This window comes from Burkholderia sp. PvR073 (genome assembly GCF_054055695.1).
Window position 1 is genome coordinate 1 of sequence record NZ_JBSRXO010000018.1, and the last position, 19,236, is coordinate 19,236.

Sequence of the window (19,236 nt, forward strand, 5' to 3'; positions counted from 1 at the left end):
GATTCGAACCCCTGTACTCACCGTGAAAGGGTGATGTCCTAGGCCTCTAGACGAAGGGGACAACGTACTGCTTACATCTTTAATACAAAAGCCCGCTCAAAAACGTCTTGAACGGGCTTCGTTCTGGCGGAGCGGACGGGACTCGAACCCGCGACCCCCGGCGTGACAGGCCGGTATTCTAACCGACTGAACTACCGCTCCAACTTTCTGCACCGTTACCTGCAGGACGTCGGTTACGTTCTGCAAGCCTCGCGACACTTCTACGAAACGCCGCTGAATCTGGCGTCCCCTAGGGGATTCGAACCCCTGTACTCACCGTGAAAGGGTGATGTCCTAGGCCTCTAGACGAAGGGGACATAATCTTTTCAGATCTGTCTGACTTTCGCTATTCAATCACCGCAACAGCGAAGGCCGAAATTCTAACTGCTTTAAATCATTTTGTGAAGCATTTATTACTACTGCCACTGCTTCACAACTCAATCCATTCTGCTCTGATGGTGGAGGTAAGCGGGATCGAACCGCTGACCTCTTGCATGCCATGCAAGCGCTCTCCCAGCTGAGCTATACCCCCTTGCAGAACAGAAATGAGATTATATGGACCGATTTTGAACTTGTAAATACCCTTTTTGCGATTCGAGCGAAATTTTTTGCGAAGCCGCACCGCTCTCACGCGCGGACGGCCTCGCTCCCGCCCCAACCTCAGGCCAGCGCGGCCTCGATACGCGACACCACGACGTCGCGACCGAACAGCACGAGCACCGCGTCGATCGACGGCGTATGCGTCGTGCCCGCCACCAGCAGGCGCACCGGCATCGCGAGCTGCGGCATCTTCATCTTGTGCGTGCCGAGCGTCGCCTTCAGCGCCGCGGACACGGCTTCCTTCGTCCAGTCGGCCGCCTTCAGTGCGGCGGCGAGGTCGGCGAGCGCCGGACGCACCGCATCGGTCACGTGCTGCGCGAGTGCGTCGGCGTCCGGCGCCGGCACACGGTAGAACATCGCGGCGCCTTCGGCGATCTCCTTGACCGTCGTCGCGCGATCCTTCATCAGGCCGACCACCGCGTCGAGCGCGGGGCCCGTCGCGATCGCCGCGTCCTCGATGCCGAGCGCGTCGAGGAACGGCTTCGCCAGCGCGGCGAGGCGCGCGTTGTCGGCTTCCTTGATGTAGTGCGCGTTCAGCCAGCTCAGCTTGCTGTGGTCGTACTGCGCGGGCGACTTGCCGAGATGCTCGAGGTCGAACCATTCGACGAACTGTTCGCGCGAGAAGATTTCAGCGTCGCCGTGCGACCAGCCGAGACGCGCGAGATAGTTGACGACGGCCTCCGGCAGGAAGCCGGCGTCACGATAAGCCGTCACGCTCATCGCGCCATGCCGCTTGCTCATCTTCTCGCCCTGCTCGTTCAGCACGGTCGGCAGGTGCGCATAGACGGGCGGCTCGCCGCCGAGCGCGCGCAGGATGTTGATCTGGCGCGGCGTGTTGTTCACGTGGTCGTCGCCACGGATCACGTGCGTGATGTTCATGTCCATGTCGTCCACGACCACGCAGAAGTTGTAGATCGGCGTGCCGTCCGGGCGCGCGATCACGAGGTCGTCGAGTTCCTCGTTCGAGATCTCGACACGGCCCTTCACCGCGTCGTCCCACACGACCGTGCCGGTCAGCGGGTTGCGGAAACGCAGCACCGGCTTCACGCCGGCCGGCGGCTCGGGCAGCACCTTGCCCGGCTCCGGACGCCACGTGCCGTCGTAGCGCGGCTTCAGGCCGGCCTCGCGCTGGCGTTCGCGCAGCGCGTCGAGCTCCTCGGCCGACATGTAGCACGGGTACGCGAGGCCCTTCTCCAGCATCTGCGCGAGCACCTCGCGATAGCGGTCCATCCGCTGCATCTGGTAGATCGGGCCTTCGTCGAAATCGAGGCCGAGCCACTGCATCCCTTCGAGGATCGCATCCACGGCTTCCTGCGACGAACGCTCGACGTCGGTATCCTCGATACGCAGCACGAACGTGCCCTTCATCTTGCGGGCGAACGCCCACGGATAGAGCGCGGAGCGGATGTTGCCGAGGTGGATGAAGCCGGTGGGACTCGGCGCGAAGCGGGTACGGACAGGACGGGTCATAAACGGTAACTCGAACGCCTGGGGCGCATGAATGATTCGACGCGGGATCGACGGCGGCAGCCCGGACAGCAATGGGGCCGGCCGCGCCCGGAACGGGAAAGAAGCCGGAATTATACTCGCGCCGGTCTTCGCGCCAAGCGCGCCGCTTGCTTTATGATGTGCGCGCCGCGGCCGCCAGTCGGCGCCGCGCCGGCCGCCCGGATTCCGCCGCACGGCCGCTCGGAACCTATCGCCGCCGCGGGCCGCACGGCCCGCCGCCAAGCCGCCGGAGAATCAATCGATGTCGTCCCCTCGCCTGTCGCGCCGTCACTTCACGATCGCGTGCGCGTCCGCCAGCCTCGCCGCCTGTACGTCGTTCGGCGACAAGTCCCGTCCCGACAACGCCGCGAATTCCGCGCAGTCGCACGAAAAGCCCGTGAAGATCGGCATCGCGCTCGGCGGCGGCGCCGCCCGCGGCTTCTCGCACATCGGCGTGCTGAAGGCGCTCGAGGCACGCGGCATCCCGGTCGAGATCGTCGCGGGCACGAGCGCGGGCTCGGTGGTCGGCGCGCTCTACGCGTCCGGGATGAGCGCGCTGCAGATCAACAAGATCGCGCTCGACATGGATCAGGCGTCGATCAGCGACTGGGCGCTGCCGTTCCGCTCACGCGGATTGCTGCAGGGCGTCGCGCTGCAGAACTTCCTGAACAAGACGCTCAACAACCGGCCGATCGAGAAGATGGCGAAGCCGCTCGGCATCGTCGCGACGGATCTGCAGAGCGGCCAGCCGATCCTGTTCCAGCAGGGCAATACGGGGCTCGCGGTGCGCGCGTCGTGCAGCGTGCCGTCGGTGTTCGAACCGGTGAGGATCGGCAACCGCGAGTACGTCGACGGCGGCCTCGTGAGCCCGGTGCCCGCGTCGTTCGCGCGCAAGATGGGCGCGAGCTTCGTGATCGCGGTCGACATCTCGGCGCGACCGGATGGCGCGGCGACCAACAACCCGATCGAGATGCTGCTGCAGACCTTCACGATCATGGGCCAGACGATCAAGTCCTACGAGCTCGACAAGTACGCGGACGTGGTAATCCGCCCGAACCTCGCGGCGATGGGCGGCAGCGACTTCAACCAGCGCAACGCGGCCATCCTCGCGGGCGAGGAAGCCGTCGCGCGCATCATGCCCGAGCTGCAGCGCAAGCTCGCGGCGGCCCGCGGCGTCGCGGCGGCGTAATCGGACTCAGCGCGACGCGTGACGGCGCGCGCCGCCCACGGTGACACGGCCGCCCGCCGGTTCCGCGCGCCTCAAAACAAAAAACCCTGCCGCCTTTCGGTGACAGGGTTTTTTTGATTCGGCGGAGCGCCGGCGAGCGTCAGTTGCTGCCGTTCGCCGCGTCGTCGCCGATCGTCGCGCGCACGCGCTGGCGCAGGTCGTCGGCCTTCATCGGAAACTCCGATTCGAGTCGGCGCGCGCCGGTGAACCGCTTTTCCCAGTAGCCGTTGTCGAGATCGTCGACGCGAATGGTGCTGCCCGTCGACGGCGAATGCACGAACTTGTTGTCGCCGATGTAGATGCCGACGTGCGAGAACGTACGGCGCATCGTGTTGAAGAACACGAGGTCGCCCGGCTTAAGGTTGCTCATGCTGACCTTCTCGCCGACGCGGCTCATTTCTTCCGCACGGCGCGGCAGCGACATGCCGAGCGTGTCCTGGAACACGTAACGCACGAAGCCGCTGCAGTCGAGGCCCGAATCCGGCGAGTTGCCGCCCCAGCGATAGCGCACGCCGATCATGTTCAGCGCGCCGACGACCACGTCGCCTGCCTTGCCTGCCATGCCGGCGAGGAACGACTTCGCACCGCCGCTGGACGGCTGCGCGCTGGTCTGCTGGAGGGAAGAACCCGACCCGATCTGAGTCGAATTGCTGGCATTCTGGTTAAAACTGCTGACTTCGTCGGCGAACGCGCCGGGAGCTGCTGCGAACAGGGCGCCGATGAAGAGCCCGGCGATGGTGCGCGCGCATGCCTGGGTCAAGGATCGATGCTGCATTGGGCGATGGAATTTGCTTAAAAATCAGCTGATTGGCGGAAAATTTCGGTCGATACTAGCCAGCGCGTAATCGTTTGTCAAAACAAATTAATAAATACAATCGAGATGGTCAGACCATTGGCGGCCTATCACGCTTTCCAGACCGCTTTCAACAGCTTTTGTGTGTAAGGATGTGACGGTCTGGCGAAGATCTCGGCGACCTCTCCCGACTCCACGACGACGCCGTCCTGCATTACCGCGACGCGGTGTGCCATCGCGCCGATCACCTCCAGATCGTGGCTGATGAACACATAGCCGAGGTTGTATTTCTGTTGCAAATTCGCGAGCAGTTTCAGCACCTGCTGCTGGATCGACACGTCGAGCGCGGACGTCGGTTCGTCGAGGATCAGGATGCGCGGCTCCAGCACGAGCGCGCGCGCGATTGCGATCCGCTGGCGCTGGCCGCCCGAGAATTCATGCGGATAACGATGCAGCACCGTGCGGTCGAGCCCCACTTCCCGCAGCACGGCCAGCGACTTCGCGCGGCGCGCGTCCGGCGTCAGTTCCGGACGATGCAGTTCGAGCCCCTCGCCGACGATCCGCTCGATCGTGTGACGCGGGGAAAGTGAACTGAAGGGATCCTGAAAGACGACCTGCATGTTCGAGCGCAGCGCGGTCTGTTCCCGGCCGCGATAGGTCGACAGCGCGCGCCCCTGGAATTCGATTTCGCCGTGCGCCGTCTTCTGCAGCCCGAGCAGCGCCATCGCGAGCGTCGACTTGCCGGACCCCGATTCGCCGACGATGCCGAGCGTCTCGCCCTGCCGCACCGACACGGACACGTCCGCGACCGCCGTCACGGGCACCGTGCCGAACCAGCCCGCGAAGCCCGGCCGCTTGCGCGCGAACTGCACGCTGACGTGGCGCGCGTCGAGCACGACGGGCGCAATTGGCATCACCGGCACGACCGTGCGCTGCGGGCGGCTGTTCAGCAGCCGCTGCGTATACGGATGTTCCGGCTCCGCGAAGATCCGCTCGACCGGCCCGCTTTCGACCAGCTTGCCGCGCTCCATTACCGCGACCCGATCGGCGAAATGCCGCACGAGGTTCAAATCGTGCGTGATCAGCAGGATCGCCATCCCGCGCTTTTCCGCCTCCTCGCGCTGCAGTTCGAGCAGCAGGTCGACGATCTGCGCGCGGATCGTCACGTCGAGCGCGGTGGTCGGCTCGTCCGCGAGCAGCAGGCGCGGCCGGCACGCGAGCGCCATCGCAATCATCGCGCGCTGCCGCTGGCCGCCTGACAACTGGTGCGGGTAGCTGTCGACGCGCTTCTCCGGCTCCGCGATGCCCGTGCGCGCCAGCAGCGCGATCGCGCGCTTGCGCGCCACGGCCGCCGTCACGCCGTCGTGCAGCACGATCGTCTCGCCGATCTGCGCGCCGATCGTATACAGCGGGTTGAGCGCCGTCATCGGCTCCTGGAAGATCATCGCGATGTCCGAGCCGCGCAGCCCGCGCATCTCGCGCTCGCTCTTGCCGGCGAGGTCTTGTCCGGCCAGGCGGATCGTGCCGCTCACCTCGGCATCGCGCAGCAGCCGCAGGATCGCCAGCGCGGTCACGCTCTTGCCCGAGCCCGACTCGCCGACGAGCGCGACGCGCTCGCCGCGACCGATCGTGAGCGTCACGTCGTCGACGGCCACCGTGTCGCCGAAGCGCACATGCAGATGCTCGAGCGACAGCAGCGGTTCGCCCGATTTCGCTACGACCGTGTCGCTCATCGCTGGCCTCCCGCCGCGCGCACCGAGTCGGCGATCCGCGTGTCGAGCGCGTTGCGCAGCGCGTCGCCCATGAAGGTCAGCAGCAGCAGCGTCGCGACCAGCACGCCGAACGTCGACAGCGAGATCCACCACGCGTCGAGGTTGCCCTTGCCCTGCGCGAGCAGTTCGCCGAGGCTCGGCGTCGGCGGCGGCACGCCGAGCCCGAGGAAGTCGAGGCTCGTGAGCGCGAGGATCGCGCCGCTCATCCGGAACGGCAGGAACGTGATCACGGGTGTCAGGCTGTTCGGCAGCACGTGGCGCCAGATGATCTGCCAGTTCGTGAGCCCCATCGCGCGAGCCGCGCGCACGTAGTCCTGGGTACGGTTGCGCAGGAATTCGGCGCGCACGTAGTCGGCCAGGCCGATCCAGCCGAACAGCGACAGCAGCACGATCAGCAGCAGGAAGCTCGGCTCGAAGATCGACGCGAAGATGATCAGCAGGTACAGCTCCGGCAGCGAACTCCAGATCTCGATCAACCGCTGTCCGACGATGTCGATGCGCCCGCCGAAGAAACCCTGCACCGCGCCCGCGGCGATCCCGAGCAGCGTGCCGATCACGGTCAGGATCAGCCCGAACTCGACCGACACGCGGAACCCGTACACGAGCCGCGCGAGCAGGTCGCGCCCCTGCGCATCGGTGCCGAGCCAGTTCTCGCGCGACGGCGGCGCCGGGTTCGGCACGCTCGAGAAGTAGTTCAGCGTGTCGTAGTAATAGCGGTTCGGCGGATAGACGACGAAGTTGCCCGGCGCCTCGAGCCGCTTGCGCACGTACGGATCGAGATAGTCGGCCTGCGCCGGGAAGTCGCCGCCGAAGGTCGTCTCCGGGTACGCGTGGAACATCGGGAAATAGTAGTGATCGTCGTAGCGCACGACGAGCGGCTTGTCGTTCGACCACAGCGGCGCCGCGAGGCTCGCGGCGAACGCGACGAAGAAAATCACGAAGCTCCAGTAGCCGAGGCGCTGCTGGCGAAAGCGCTGCCAGACGCGGCGCGCGGGCGACGGCGACACGCGCGCACGCGCGGCGTCGAGGCGGGACGACACGACGGCCCGGTTCATCGCAATCCTCGCCCGATCGCGCCAGGCATGCGGATGGATCGTTTCATGTCAGCGCTCCAGGTTGTCGAATTGAATGCGCGGGTCGACCCACACGTAGCAGAGGTCGGAGACCAGCTTGGTCGCGAGCCCGATCAGCGTGAACAGGTACAGCGTGCCGAGCACGACCGGGTAGTCGCGCCGCACGACCGACTCGTACGACAGCAGCCCGAGGCCGTCGAGCGAGAACAGCGTCTCGATCAGCAGGCTGCCCGTGAAGAACGCGCCGATGAATGCGGCCGGAAAGCCGACGATCAGCGGCAGCATCGCGTTGCGGAACACGTGCTTCCACAGCACGGTGCGCTCGGCGAGCCCTTTCGCGCGCGCGGTCAGCACGTACTGCTTGCGGATCTCGTCGAGGAACGCGTTCTTCGTGAGCATCGTGATGACCGCGAAGCTGCCGACGACCGACGCCGTGATCGGCAGCGCGATGTGCCACAGATAGTCGAGCACCTTGCCGGGGAGCGACAGCTGCGCGAAGTTGTCCGACGTGAGCCCGCGCAGCGGGAACAGCTGCCAGAACGAGCCGCCGCCGAACAGCACGAGCAGCAGCACGCCGAGCACGAAGCCCGGGATCGCATAGCCGACCAGCACGACGAGGCTCGTCGCGACGTCGAACGGCGAGCCGTTGCGCACGGCCTTCGCGATGCCGAGCGGCACGGAGATCAGGTAGGTGACGAAGAACGTCCACAACCCGATGCTGATCGACACCGGCAGCTTCTGCACGATCAGCGACCACACGCTCTGGTGGCGGAAGTAGCTGTCGCCGAGATCGAAGCGCGCGAAGCGCTTGAGCATCAGCCAGTAGCGCTCGAGCGGCGGCTTGTCGAAGCCGTACAGCGCCTTGAGCTGCGCGAGCTGCTGCGCATCGACGCCGGTATGCGCACGCATCCCGAACGGCGTCGCGCCCTGCTCCGTCGCGCCCTTGCGCAGTTCCTGCACGGCCTGTTCGACCGGGCCGCCCGGCACGAACTGGATCACGGCGAACGTGAGCGTGAGCACGCCGACGAGCGTCGGGATCATCAGCAGCAGGCGTTTGAGGATGTAGCTCCACATAGGGGGGCGACTCGCGATCGATAGGCTGGGTTGAACGAAGGGCCGGCGTGCGTCAGTGGCCGGGCTTGGCCCACCAGGTCGACACGACCCAGCCCTCGGCCGAATAGTACAGCGGCAGCGTTTGCGGATAGCCGAGCGTGCGCTTGTAGGCGATCCGGTGCGTCGTGCTGTACCACTGAGGAACCGCGTAATAACCGTGCATCAGCACGCGGTCGAGCGCATGCGTCGCGTCGAGCAGGTCGTCGCGCGTCTGCGCGGTGCCGAGTGCATGCAGCAGCGCGTCGACGGCCGGCGACTTCAGGCCGATGAGGTTGTCGGAGCCCGGCTCGTCGGCGAACTTGCTGGCGTAGCGCGAGAACTGCTCCGCACCCGGCACCTGCACGCCCGGCAGGCGGACCGTCGTCATGTCGTAGTCGAACGCGTCGAGCCGCTTTTGCAGCAGCGCGTAATCGGCCGTGCGAAAGCGCGCGTCGATGCCGAGCTTCGCGAGATTGCGCCGATAGGCCGTCACGATGCCTTCCATCGCCGCGCCCGAATCGTCGAGGATCTCGAACTCGAACGGCTCGCCCTGCGCGTTGCGCAGCGCGCCGTCGCGGTAGGTCCAGCCGGCCTGCGCGAGCAGCGCGCGCGCCTTCAGCAGGTTCGCGCGCAACGAGCCCGGCGGGTTCGTGCTCGGTTGCGAGACCATCGGGCCGAATACGGCCGGGTCGAGCTGCGCGCGCAGCGGCTCCAGCAGCTTCAGCTCGCCGGGGCCCGGCGTGCCGGTCGCCTGCAGGTCGGTGTCGGCGAAATAGCTGTCGAGGCGCGTGTACGCGCCATAGAACAACTGGCGGTTCAGCCATTCGAAGTCGAACGCGAGATCGAGCGCCTGGCGCACGCGCACGTCGCGAAACAGCGGCCGGCGCTGGTTCATGAAGAAACCCTGCATGCCCGCGCCGTTGTGCTGGCGGAATTCGCGCTTGACGAGCTCGCCGCTGTCGAAGCGCTTGCCGACGTCGCGCCGCGTCCAGTTGCGCGCGATGTATTCGACCAGCACGTCGTACTCGCCGGCCTTGAACGCCTCGAGCCGCGCGACGCCGTCGCCGTACAGCTTGTAGACGATCCGCTCGAAGTTGTGGGTGCCGACCCGCACCGGCAAGTCGGCGCCCCAGTACGCGGGATTGCGCCGATACGTAATGGTGCGGCCGTTGTCGTGGCGCTCGATCAGATACGCGCCGCTGCCGATCGGCTGCTCGAACGCGAGCTGGTCGAACGGAATCCGCGAACCGTCCGTGCGCAGCCCCCACTTGCGCGAGAACACCGGCACGCCGCCGGCGATCAGCGGCAGCTCGCGGTTCGCGCTGCGGAATTCGAACCGCACGGTCGCGCGGTCGATCACGACGGCCTTCGCGATTTCAGCGAAATACGCGCCGAACTGCGGCGCGGCCTGCTTGCTCTTCAGCGTGTCGAACGAAAACCTGACGTCGTCGGCCGTGACCGGGTCGCCGTTCGAGAAGCGCGCGCGCGGGTTCAAGTGGAACGTGACCGAGCGGCGGTCCGGCGCGATCTCGATGTCGTCGGCGAGCAACCCGTAGGCGGACGCCGGTTCGTCCGAGCTGCCGGTCGTGAGGCTCTCGAACAGCATGTCGATGCCCGGCGCGGGGTTGCCGCGCATCGTGAACGGATTGAACTTGTCGAACGACGTCAGCCGGCTCGGATTCGCGAGCACGAGCGTGCCGCCCTTCGGCGCATCCGGGTTCACGTAGTCGAAATGCTTGAAGCCCGGCGGATATTTCGGCTCGCCGTACTGCGCGATCGCATACGCCGCATGCGCGGCCGTCGCGGCCAGTACCGCCTGTATTGCCCATACTGCCGCCGTGCGGCCGGCGGCCCGTACCGCATGCGCGGCGCCGAAACGGATGCGCGCGGCGGCGGTCCGGGACGAACCTTTCGTCATAGAGGCCCTGTCGGTCGATTGAGGGGATGGAACGTAGGTCGATTCTACCCATTCAATTCGACGCCGAGCCAGCTTGCGGCGCGGTCGTGCGTGACTTCACCGCGCCGCGACCTCCGCGCGCGGTCGGCGCGGGCAAAAGAAAACCGCCACGCGGGCGGTTTTCTGCTGATGCGGCGCACGCGTCACGCTTGCGCGATGTGCACCCTGTGCGCCATCGGTCGATCAGCGCCAGCCGTTGTGGCGGCCGTTATCCCAGTGACCGTGACGACGCTCGTCGCCCCAGCCGCGGCCGTGATGGCGATACCACTCGTCGCGCCCCCAGTAGCGGCGGCCGTCCCAGTAGCGATCGCCGTGCCAGCCGATCACGATCGCCGGTGCCGGCGCATAGACAGGTGCCGGTGCATACACGGGCGCCGGCTGGTAGACGACCGGCGGAGGCGGCGGCGCATACACGGGCGCAGGCGCGACGTAGACCGGAGCCGGTACGCCGACGTTGATCCCGACATTGACTCCCGCCATTGCTGCGCCCGACACGAGCAAGGCCGTCATACCGGTCAAGAGCGAGGCAACACGCAAAGTCTTCATGGATTCCTCTTCGAGTTGTTTCATGTGTGATTCGACTATAACGGCAAGCGCCGTGCCCGCATATTTCAAGTTTGTAAGAACTGATGCGCGGGATGGCAACCGGAAGCGCGGCTAACGTCTTGTAACAATTGACGCCCGGCCGCCGTGCCCCGCCTTGCCGCACCGCCCGCCCGTCCTGTCCGCCCTTTCCTAAAACATCTTTCATCCTGGCCCGCGCCCGGCGTTAAGCGGCGCCACGCACACTGCGCGAGCCGATGCGGGCTCACGCCGCGCTTCGGCACCTCGCTGACAGGCCGGCGCCCCGCGCCGGCGGAGACCTCGCCGATGCTGAAACTCGTCCGACTCGCGCTCGCGCGCCCCTATACGTTCATCGTCCTTGCGCTGCTGATCCTGATCGCGGGACCGCTCGCGGCACTGCGCACGCCGACCGACATTTTCCCCGACATCCGGATTCCGGTCATCAGCGTCGTGTGGAATTACGCGGGCCTGCAGCCGGCCGACATGGCCGGGCGCATCGTCACGTACTACGAGCGCACGCTCGGCACGACGGTCAACGACGTCGCGCACATCGAGTCGCAGTCGTTCCGCAGCTTCGGGATCGTCAAGATCTTCTTCCAGCCGAGCGTCGACATCCGCACCGCGACCGCGCAGGTCACGTCGATCTCGCAGACGGTGCTCAAGCAGATGCCGCCCGGCACCACGCCGCCGCAGATCCTCAACTACAACGCGTCGACCGTGCCCGTGCTGCAGCTGGCGCTGACGAGCGACACGCTCAACGAGCAGCAGCTCGGCGACTACGCGACCAACGTGATCCGGCCGCAGCTGCTGTCGGTCGCCGGCGTCGCGGTTCCGTCGCCGTATGGCGGCAAGGTGCGCCAGGTGCAGATCGACCTCGATCCGCAAGCGCTGCAGGCGAAGGGGCTGTCCGCGCAGGACGTCGCGACCGCGCTCGCGCAGCAGAACCAGATCATCCCGGCCGGCACGCAGAAGATCGGCCGCTTCGAGTACAACATCCGCCTCAACGACAGCCCGCTGAGCGTCGACCAGCTCAACGCGCTGCCGATCCGGACCGTCAACGGCGCGGTGATCTTCATGCGCGACGTCGCGCACGTGCGCGACGGCTTTCCGCCGCAAGGCAACATCGTGCGCGTCGACGGCCGCCGCGCGGTGCTGATGAGCATACTGAAAAGCGGCTCGGCGTCGACGCTCGACATCATCGCCGGCGTGAAGGCGCAGTTGCCGCGCATCGAGGCGACGCTGCCGCCGTCGCTCAGGCTCGTCGTGATGGGCGACCAGTCGGTGTTCGTCAAGGGCGCGGTGAGCGGCGTCGCGCGCGAAGGGCTGATCGCCGCCGCGCTCACGTCCGCGATGATCCTGCTGTTCCTCGGCAGCTGGCGCTCGACGCTGATCATCGCCGCGTCAATTCCGCTCGCGGTGCTGGCGGCGATCGCCGCGCTCGCCGCCGCGGGCGAGACGCTCAACGTGATGACGCTCGGCGGGCTTGCGCTCGCGGTCGGCATTCTCGTCGACGATGCGACCGTCACGATCGAGAACGTGAACTGGCATCTCGAACAGGGCAAGGACGTCCGCAGCGCGATCCTCGACGGCGCGTCGCAGATCGTCGCGCCCGCGTTCGTGTCGCTGCTGTGCATCTGCATCGTGTTCGTGCCGATGCTGCTGCTCGACGGCGTCGCGCGCTTCCTGTTCGTGCCGATGGCCGAAGCCGTGATCTTCGCGATGATCGCGTCGTTCGTGCTGTCGCGCACGTTCGTGCCGATGATGGCGCGCTACCTGCTGCGCCCGCACGCCGCCCATCCGGCGGCTGTGCTCGCGCCGCACGGCGCGCCATTCCCGACGCCGCGAGCGCGCAATCCGCTCGTCTCGTTCCAGCAGGGCTTCGAGCGCCGCTTCGCGGCCTTGCGCACCGGCTACCGTGCCGTGCTCGGCCTCGCGCTCGCGCACCGCGCGCGCTTCGTCGTGCTGTTCCTCACGGCGGTCGCGCTGTCGTTCGTCCTGGTGCCGGGGCTCGGCCGCAACTTCTTCCCGTCGGTCGACGCGGGCGAAATCGCGCTGCACGTGCGCGCGCCGATCGGTACGCGCATCGAGGAGACGGCCGCGCTGTTCGATCGCGTCGAGCGCACGGTGCGCGGCGTCGTGCCGCCGCGCGCGCTCGCGAGCATCGTCGACAACATGGGGCTGCCGAACAGCGGGATCAACCTCACCTACAGCAACAGCGGCTCGATCGGCCCGCAGGACGGCGACATCCTCGTGTCGCTCACCGGCGAGCACGCGCCGACCGCCGACTACGTGAAGAAGCTGCGCGCCGTGCTGCCGCGCGCGTTCCCGGGCGTCACGTTCTCGTTCCTGCCTGCCGACATCGTCAGCCAGATCCTCAACTTCGGCGCCCCCGCGCCGATCGACGTCCAGGTGACGGGCCCCGATCTGGCGGCGAACCGTGCGTATGCGACCGAGCTGCTGCGGCGCATCCGCACGGTGCCGGGCGTCGCCGACGCGCGCGTGCAGCAGGCGTCGACCTATCCGCAGTTCACGGTGTCGGTCGACCGCGCGCTCGCCGCGCAGCTCGGCATCACCGAGCAGGACGTCACCAATGCCGTCGTCGCGAGCCTGTCCGGCACGAGCCAGGTCTCGCCGACCTACTGGCTCGATCCGCACAACGGCGTGTCCTACCCGATCGTCGCGCAGACACCCCAGTACCGGATGACGTCGCTGTCGGACCTGCGCGCGCTGCCCGTCACGGGCCGCTCGGGCACGCCGCAATTGCTCGGCGGCCTCGCGACGATCGTACGCGGCCAGACCGATGCGGTCGTGTCGCACTACGACATCGCGCCGCTGAACGACATCTTCGCGACGACCCAGGACCGCGATCTCGGCGCGGTCAGCGCCGACATCGAGCGCGTGCTCCACGCAAGCGCGGCCGACTTGCCGAAGGGGTCGCGCGTGACCCTGCGCGGCCAGGTGCAGACGATGAGCAGCGCGTTCGGCGGGCTGCTCGCGGGCCTTGCCGGCGCAGTGCTGCTGATCTATCTGCTGATCGTCGTGAACTTCCATTCGTGGCGCGACGCGTTCGTGATCGTGAGCGCGCTGCCCGCGGCGCTCGCCGGCATCGTGTGGATGCTGTTCGTCACGCGCACGCCGCTGTCGGTGCCGGCGCTGACGGGCGCGATCCTGTGCATGGGCGTCGCGACCGCGAACAGCATCCTGGTCGTCACGTTCGCGCGCGAGCGGCTCGCGCATACGGCCGACGCGACCGTCGCCGCGCTCGAGGCCGGCTTCACGCGCTTCAGGCCCGTGATGATGACCGCGCTCGCGATGATCATCGGCATGGCGCCGATGGCGCTCGGCCTCGGCGACGGCGGCGAACAGAACGCGCCGCTCGGCCGCGCGGTGATCGGCGGCCTGCTCTGCGCGACCGTCGCGACGCTCGTGTTCGTGCCCGTCGTGTTCAGTCTCGTCCATCGGCGCGATCGTGCGCCCCACTCCGAATCCCCGTCCCTCACTCCGGGAGAACAGCATGTCCACTGAATTCGACGTCCGTCCCCCCGCCACGCCGCGTTACCTGAAACCGCTCGCGATCGCCGGCGTGATCGCGGCACTTGCCGCCGCCGCGGCCGGCGCCGTCGAGCGCGCGCACGATGCGCGTGAAGTCGCCGCGTGGACCGCCAGCCAGGCGATCCCGACCGTCGCGACGGTCGCGCCGCAGCCGGCCACCGCCGATGCGCTGGTGCTGCCAGGCCGCCTCGACGCCTACGTCGATGCGCCGATCTACGCGCGCGTGCCCGGCTACCTGCACGCGTGGTACGTCGACATCGGCACGCACGTGAAGGCCGGCCAGTTGCTCGCGTCGATCGACACGCCCGACCTCGACCAGCAGCTGCAGCAGGCGCGCGCCGACCTGCAAAGCGCGAATGCGAACGAACGGCTCGCGGCCGTCACCGCCGCGCGCTGGTCCGAGATGCTCGCGCAGGATTCGGTGTCGCGCCAGGAAGCCGACGAGAAGCGCAGCGATCTCGATGCGAAACGCGCGGCCGTGGCCGCCAGCACCGCGAACGTGCGGCGGCTCGAGGCGCTCGAATCGTTCAAGCGCCTCACCGCGCCGTTCGATGGCGTCGTGACCGCGCGCAAGACCGATGTCGGCGCGCTGATCGACGCGGGCAGCGGCAACGGCGCCGAGCTCTTCACCGTCTCGGATGCACGGCGGCTGCGGCTCTACGTCCATATTCCGCAGGACGACGCGGGCGCGATCCGTGCGGGCATGCATGTCGCGCTGACCGTCCCCGAGCGTCCCGGCACGACGTTCGATGCGACGCTCGCCGATTCCGCCCAGGCGATCGATCCGGCTTCCGGCACGCTGCTTGCGCAGTTCTCGATCGCGAACCCGGCAGGCACGCTGTTCCCGGGCGAATACGCGCAGGTGCGGATCGCGGTGGCCAACGCCGCGCACGCGCTGACGATTCCGGCGAGCACGCTGATCTTCCGCCACGACGGGTTGCAGGTCGCCGTGCTCGACACGACCGGGCATGCGCGCTTGCGCCACGTGTCGATCGCGACCGATCTCGGCACGCGCGTCGAGATCGCGTCGGGGCTCGCGGCGAGCGACCGCGTGATCGACAATCCACCCGATTCGCTCGCGGACGGCGACCCGGTGCGCATCGCCGGCACCGCGACGAAGGAGCCTGCGCATGGCTGACCGTACGCTCGCTGCTTGGCTCGGCAGCGCCGCGCTGCTCGCCGGCTGTTCGTTCGCGCCGACGTATCACGCGCCGGCCGTGCCGGTGCCGGCCGCGTTTCGCGAAACCGGCCCGTGGGTCGATGCCGCTCCGGCCGATCGCCTGCCGCGCGACGGCTGGTGGCGCGTATACGGGGACGCGACACTCGACCGGCTCGAGCCGCTCGTCGCACGCGCGAATCCGGACCTCGCCGCCGCCGTCGCACGGCACGACGAAGCGGCTGCATTGTTCGACGAGGCGCATGCCGCGTTGCTGCCGACCATCGGCATCGGCGCGGAGACCGACCGCGACCGGCAGTCCGCGCGCCGGCCGCTGCGCGGCAGCGGGCAGCCCGACGTCTACGAATCGAACACGCTCGACGCCGGGCTCGGCTACGACATCGATCTGTGGGGCAAGGTCCGCAACACGGTCGCCGCCGGCCGCGATCACGCGCAAGCCGCGGCCGATGATCTCGCATCCGTCCGGCTCAGCCTGCAGGCCCGCGTCGCCAGCACCTACTTCGATCTCGCGGGACTCGATCGTGAAGCGGGCTCGCTCGCGCAGACGATCGATGCGTACCGCCGTGCGTGGCAACTGACGGTCAGCCGCCATCGCGGCGGCCTCGCATCGGGGCTCGATGTATCGCGCGCGCAGACGCAGCTCGCGCTCGCGCAGGCTCGCGCATCCGACATCGCCGCGCGCCGTGCGCTCGACGAGCATGCGATCGCCGTGCTCGTCGGCGTATCCGCGTCGACGTTCTCGCTGCCGGCCGCCGCCGCGCTGCCCGCCGTTCCGTCGATTCCGACCGGGCTCGCGTCGACGCTGCTCGAACGCCGCCCGGACATTGCCGCCGCGGAACGCCGCGTCGCGGCCGCGAACGCACGGATCGGCGTCGCGCGCGCCGCGTACTTCCCGGACCTGTCGCTCGGCCTCGACGCGGGCTTCCAGAGCGACACGTTCTCGCCGTGGCTCGCCGCACCGAACGAAATCTGGTCGATCGGGCCGCGCCTCGCGACGACACTGTTCGACGGCGGCCTGCGTGCGGCGGGCGTACGCCACGCGCGCGCGCAGTTCGCCGAACAGGGCGCACGTTACCGAAGCGTCGTACTGGCGGCGTTCCGCGAAGTCGAGGACGATCTCGCGCTGCTGCACCGGCTCGGAGACGAATCAGCCCAGGACGACGCCGCGCTCGTCGCGGCGCAGCAGTCGCTTGCGCTTGCGATGTCGCGCTATCGCGACGGCGCCGTCAGCTATCTCGACGTGGTCACCGCGCAGACGACCGAGCTCGATACGCAGATCGCGTCGCTCGACGTCGATGCCCGACGCCTGCAAGCGTCCGTCGCGCTCGTACGCGCGCTCGGCGGCGGCTGGCGCGACGCGCGTTCATGAACGTTTCTTCATCGGCGCGCCCGGTGCCCGACGGAGCGCGCCCGATAACGTGTGACCTGCCGGCTTCGCATTCGCGGCGCCGGTCTCCGCCCTTCGCAAAGGATCACGTCATGAAGACACTGCTGTTCGCCACCCTGCTCTGCGCCCTCTGTGTCGCGCCGCCCGGCCGTGCCGCCGCATCGCAATCCGCCGCGGCGAGCGCGCCGCAGACGCTTGCATCGACTGCCCCCGCGCGGGCGTCATCGCGCAATGCGTGGCATGCGCCGCCGGTGACGCCGCTCACGCGTGCCCAGGTCTATCGCGAACTCGTTCGCGCCCAACGCGACGGCCAGCTCGCGCAACTCAACCGCGAGCTTTATTCGCACTGATTGCGCCGCAACGGCGACGCCGCGCGCCATACCGCCGGCGTCCGTTCGCCATTCGCCGTTCTCAAGCCCGAGCGATACCGCGTCGTCAACCGCCGGCATCGAACCTGAATCCGAATCGCGCAACCGTCTCGATGCGCGCGGAAAACGCGTGCGCGACGAGCTTGCGCCGCAGCCGCACGACCAGCGCATTGACGGTTTCCGGTTCGATGTCGGCTTCGCCCCATGCGTAACGCAGCACGGCATCGCGCCCGACCGGCCGCCCGGCTTCGCGCAGCAGGCATTCGACGACACGGAATTCGCGTGCGCTGAGTGCGAGCCTGCGGCCGCGCTCCTCGAGCGCGCGCGTGGCCGCGTCGAGCCGCACCGACTCGCGCAACGCGATGACGCCCGCGCGACGCCACAGCGCGCGCAAGCGTTCGTGCAGTTCCACGAACGAACACGGCTGGGCAAGACACACGTCGCAGCCGGCCTGCAGCATTCGCGCACGCCGTGCGGGCGTCGCACCGACGACGAGCGCGGCGATCGTCGCGCCGCCAGCCGAGGCGGCAAGCCGCGGCAACATGTCGAGCAGCACGGTCCCGGCAGCCGCATCGGGTTCGACAAGCACGATCGCGTCGAAGCGGTCCTGCGTCGCCGCGAAGCAGCCGTCGCGCCACTCGTCGACGCGCTCCACACCGTGCGTGCTTTCGCGGAACGCCTTGTTGAGCCGCGCCGCCTCCGGCGTCGGGGGGGAAATCAGCAGGATGCGCATCGATCGTTTTCCCGTGCGCTCATCCGAGCGAGCGCGGCCAGCATTCGACGGTGATCGCCGCACCGGCCGGCTGCGCATCGCCGATCCGCAGCGCGAAGCCGTGCACGCGCATCACCGCCGACACGATGCTCAATCCGAGCCCCGAACCGTTCACGTGACGCGTGCGCGCGCCGCGATAGAAGCGCTCGAGCACCGCGTCGCGCTCGCCCGGTGCGATCCCGGGCCCGGTGTCCTCGAACCGCACGAGCGGGCCGTTCGGCGTCGCGTGGAGCGCGACGCGCACGCGACCGCCGGGCGGCGTGAACTTGATCGCGTTGTCCGCGAGATTGCTGAATGCCTCGAACAGCAACGCTCGGTCGCCATGAATACCGTCGACCGGCATCGCGTCGAGCCCGAATGCGACGCCGCCCGCTTCGGCGAGCGGCTCGTACAGCTCGCACACGTCGCGCAGCAATGTCGCGACGTCCACCGCGGCGAACCCGCCGCGCCGGCTCAGCGTCCCGATCTCGGAGATGCGCAGCATCGCGCGAAAGCGCTCGAGCAGCCGGTCGGTTTCATCGCGCGCCGACGCCAGCAGTTGCGCCGACGCCGGATCGTGCGCGCAATGCGGCTGTTCGGCGAGCCGCGCCAGCATCGTATGCACGCGCGCGAGCGGCGTGCGCAGATCGTGCGCGATGCCGTCGCAGGTGTGACGCACCTCGCCCATCAGCCGCTCGACTTCGTCGAGCATGTGGTTCACGAGATGCGCGAGCAGGTCGAGCTCGTCGTAGCGGCCCACCGGCAACCGCTTGCCGAGATCGCCCTCGGCGATCTGTCGCGTGACGCGCCGGATCGCGGCGACGCGGCGGATCTGCCGCATGCCGAGCATGCTGCCGCCCGCGATGCCCGCGATCAGGATCAGCACGCCGCCGATCACGAGTCCGCGGATCGCGACTTCGCGAATCTGGATGAAATGCGACAGGTCGCGCGCGACCACCAGCGTCATCCCGTCGTCGCGGTGCACGGCCATCGCGCGCGTGATCGGCGCGGGCTGGCCGTCGAGCGGCACGAGCGTACGGTCGAGCGTGCGTCCACGGCGATCCGTGCGCAGCGCCGGCGGCGTCGCGATGTCGCCGGCCACGCGGCGCCCGCTCGCGTCGAACAGTCCGTAGAAATTCGTATGCATGTGCTCGTGCTCGAGCCGCCGGTGAATCGCAAGCGGCAGCTCGGCGTCGGGGATCGAATCGAAGTAGATCAGTTGCCACGCGAGCACCTCGTCGGTGTCGCGCGCCATCGTGTGCGTCGCGGCGACGTTGATCACGCCCGCGAGCAGCAGCAGCGAAACCGAGAAGATCGCCGCGTACGCGCACAACCAGCGAAACGTCGTCGTATGCCAGCGACGCGTGAAGTTCGCCGCACGGTCCGCATCCATCC

General features: G+C 68.1%; 14 protein-coding genes and 3 tRNA genes. 5 read left to right on the forward strand and 12 right to left on the reverse strand.

Translation table 11 applies throughout. The features are described 5' to 3' along the window. Positions 1-124: 124 nt before the first annotated feature. The 4 genes from ACVK00_RS31965 to gltX all read right to left on the reverse strand — a co-directional run bounded on the left by ACVK00_RS31965 (position 125) and on the right by gltX (position 2,109). Positions 125-201, reverse strand: a tRNA-Asp gene (locus ACVK00_RS31965). A 79-nt stretch (positions 202-280) separates the two neighbouring features. Further along, positions 281-356 (reverse strand) — tRNA-Glu (locus ACVK00_RS31970). Positions 357-495: 139 nt separating this feature from the next. Continuing rightward, positions 496-571 (reverse strand) — tRNA-Ala (locus tag ACVK00_RS31975). A 128-nt stretch (positions 572-699) separates the two neighbouring features. After that, entirely contained in the window at positions 700-2,109 is a 1,410-nt protein-coding gene (gltX, locus tag ACVK00_RS31980; RefSeq protein WP_284898323.1) for a glutamate--tRNA ligase, read from the reverse strand. Positions 2,110-2,389: 280 nt separating this feature from the next. Here gltX and ACVK00_RS31985 point away from each other — a divergent pair, with 280 nt between their 5' ends. Next, on the forward strand, positions 2,390-3,316 hold the full coding sequence (locus ACVK00_RS31985; protein ID WP_284898324.1) for a patatin-like phospholipase family protein: 927 nt from the start codon (positions 2,390-2,392) through the stop codon (positions 3,314-3,316). A 139-nt stretch (positions 3,317-3,455) separates the two neighbouring features. Here ACVK00_RS31985 and ACVK00_RS31990 read toward each other — a convergent pair whose 3' ends face one another. From ACVK00_RS31990 to ACVK00_RS32015, 6 genes are all read right to left on the reverse strand, one after another. Further along, on the reverse strand, positions 3,456-4,130 hold the full coding sequence (locus ACVK00_RS31990) for a C40 family peptidase (protein ID WP_228904731.1): 675 nt from the start codon (positions 4,128-4,130) through the stop codon (positions 3,456-3,458). Between the two features lie 128 nt (positions 4,131-4,258). Further along, positions 4,259-5,881 carry an ABC transporter ATP-binding protein gene (locus ACVK00_RS31995; RefSeq protein ID WP_284898328.1) on the reverse strand — a complete coding sequence of 541 codons (1,623 nt, stop codon included), beginning with the start codon at positions 5,879-5,881 and terminating at the stop codon, positions 4,259-4,261. Further along, the gene (locus tag ACVK00_RS32000) at positions 5,878-6,975 is read right to left on the reverse strand and encodes an ABC transporter permease (RefSeq protein WP_006754533.1); all 1,098 of its coding nucleotides are present in this window, start codon (positions 6,973-6,975) and stop codon (positions 5,878-5,880) included. The genes ACVK00_RS31995 and ACVK00_RS32000 overlap by 4 nt, the downstream gene beginning before the upstream one ends. Before the next feature lie 48 nt (positions 6,976-7,023). Next, positions 7,024-8,067 carry a microcin C ABC transporter permease YejB gene (locus ACVK00_RS32005; RefSeq protein ID WP_284898332.1) on the reverse strand — a complete coding sequence of 348 codons (1,044 nt, stop codon included), beginning with the start codon at positions 8,065-8,067 and terminating at the stop codon, positions 7,024-7,026. A gap of 52 nt (positions 8,068-8,119) precedes the next feature. Then, positions 8,120-10,003: an extracellular solute-binding protein gene (locus tag ACVK00_RS32010; protein ID WP_284898335.1), complete on the reverse strand. Its 1,884-nt coding sequence runs from the start codon at positions 10,001-10,003 to the stop codon at positions 8,120-8,122. Positions 10,004-10,225: 222 nt separating this feature from the next. Beyond that, entirely contained in the window at positions 10,226-10,588 is a 363-nt protein-coding gene (locus ACVK00_RS32015) for a hypothetical protein (protein ID WP_284898338.1), read from the reverse strand. A gap of 324 nt (positions 10,589-10,912) precedes the next feature. Between ACVK00_RS32015 and ACVK00_RS32020 the strand changes: the two genes are divergently transcribed. The 4 genes from ACVK00_RS32020 to ACVK00_RS32035 all read left to right on the forward strand — a co-directional run bounded on the left by ACVK00_RS32020 (position 10,913) and on the right by ACVK00_RS32035 (position 17,072). After that, on the forward strand, positions 10,913-14,131 hold the full coding sequence (locus tag ACVK00_RS32020; RefSeq protein WP_456826978.1) for an efflux RND transporter permease subunit: 3,219 nt from the start codon (positions 10,913-10,915) through the stop codon (positions 14,129-14,131). Continuing rightward, positions 14,121-15,296 (forward strand): efflux RND transporter periplasmic adaptor subunit, encoded by a 1,176-nt coding sequence (locus ACVK00_RS32025; protein WP_284898342.1) that lies wholly within the window; start codon positions 14,121-14,123, stop codon positions 15,294-15,296. The genes ACVK00_RS32020 and ACVK00_RS32025 overlap by 11 nt, the downstream gene beginning before the upstream one ends. Beyond that, the gene (locus ACVK00_RS32030; protein WP_284898345.1) at positions 15,289-16,704 is read left to right on the forward strand and encodes an efflux transporter outer membrane subunit; all 1,416 of its coding nucleotides are present in this window, start codon (positions 15,289-15,291) and stop codon (positions 16,702-16,704) included. Before ACVK00_RS32025 ends, ACVK00_RS32030 begins: the two co-directional genes overlap by 8 nt. A 110-nt stretch (positions 16,705-16,814) precedes the next feature. Further along, complete coding sequence (locus tag ACVK00_RS32035; protein ID WP_284898348.1) at positions 16,815-17,072, forward strand: DUF4148 domain-containing protein; 258 nt, start codon at positions 16,815-16,817, stop codon at positions 17,070-17,072. A gap of 85 nt (positions 17,073-17,157) precedes the next feature. Here ACVK00_RS32035 and ACVK00_RS32040 read toward each other — a convergent pair whose 3' ends face one another. Further along, positions 17,158-17,823 carry a response regulator transcription factor gene (locus ACVK00_RS32040; RefSeq protein WP_228904749.1) on the reverse strand — a complete coding sequence of 222 codons (666 nt, stop codon included), beginning with the start codon at positions 17,821-17,823 and terminating at the stop codon, positions 17,158-17,160. A gap of 19 nt (positions 17,824-17,842) precedes the next feature. Continuing rightward, entirely contained in the window at positions 17,843-19,234 is a 1,392-nt protein-coding gene (locus tag ACVK00_RS32045; protein WP_354122989.1) for a sensor histidine kinase, read from the reverse strand. Positions 19,235-19,236: the final 2 nt, after the last annotated feature.

What these genes read in the sequence shown, in the direction of transcription:
- gltX (WP_284898323.1), bottom strand. Translation starts at nt 2,109, where the DNA reads ATGACCCGTCCTGTCCGTACCCGCTTCGCGCCGAGTCCCACCGGCTTC.
- ACVK00_RS31985 (WP_284898324.1), top strand. Translation starts at nt 2,390, where the DNA reads ATGTCGTCCCCTCGCCTGTCGCGCCGTCACTTCACGATCGCGTGCGCG.
- ACVK00_RS31990 (WP_228904731.1), bottom strand. Translation starts at nt 4,130, where the DNA reads ATGCAGCATCGATCCTTGACCCAGGCATGCGCGCGCACCATCGCCGGG.
- ACVK00_RS31995 (WP_284898328.1), bottom strand. Translation starts at nt 5,881, where the DNA reads ATGAGCGACACGGTCGTAGCGAAATCGGGCGAACCGCTGCTGTCGCTC.
- ACVK00_RS32000 (WP_006754533.1), bottom strand. Translation starts at nt 6,975, where the DNA reads ATGAACCGGGCCGTCGTGTCGTCCCGCCTCGACGCCGCGCGTGCGCGC.
- ACVK00_RS32005 (WP_284898332.1), bottom strand. Translation starts at nt 8,067, where the DNA reads ATGTGGAGCTACATCCTCAAACGCCTGCTGCTGATGATCCCGACGCTC.
- ACVK00_RS32010 (WP_284898335.1), bottom strand. Translation starts at nt 10,003, where the DNA reads ATGACGAAAGGTTCGTCCCGGACCGCCGCCGCGCGCATCCGTTTCGGC.
- ACVK00_RS32015 (WP_284898338.1), bottom strand. Translation starts at nt 10,588, where the DNA reads ATGAAGACTTTGCGTGTTGCCTCGCTCTTGACCGGTATGACGGCCTTG.
- ACVK00_RS32020 (WP_456826978.1), top strand. Translation starts at nt 10,913, where the DNA reads ATGCTGAAACTCGTCCGACTCGCGCTCGCGCGCCCCTATACGTTCATC.
- ACVK00_RS32025 (WP_284898342.1), top strand. Translation starts at nt 14,121, where the DNA reads ATGTCCACTGAATTCGACGTCCGTCCCCCCGCCACGCCGCGTTACCTG.
- ACVK00_RS32030 (WP_284898345.1), top strand. Translation starts at nt 15,289, where the DNA reads ATGGCTGACCGTACGCTCGCTGCTTGGCTCGGCAGCGCCGCGCTGCTC.
- ACVK00_RS32035 (WP_284898348.1), top strand. Translation starts at nt 16,815, where the DNA reads ATGAAGACACTGCTGTTCGCCACCCTGCTCTGCGCCCTCTGTGTCGCG.
- ACVK00_RS32040 (WP_228904749.1), bottom strand. Translation starts at nt 17,823, where the DNA reads ATGCGCATCCTGCTGATTTCCCCCCCGACGCCGGAGGCGGCGCGGCTC.
- ACVK00_RS32045 (WP_354122989.1), bottom strand. Translation starts at nt 19,234, where the DNA reads ATGGATGCGGACCGTGCGGCGAACTTCACGCGTCGCTGGCATACGACG.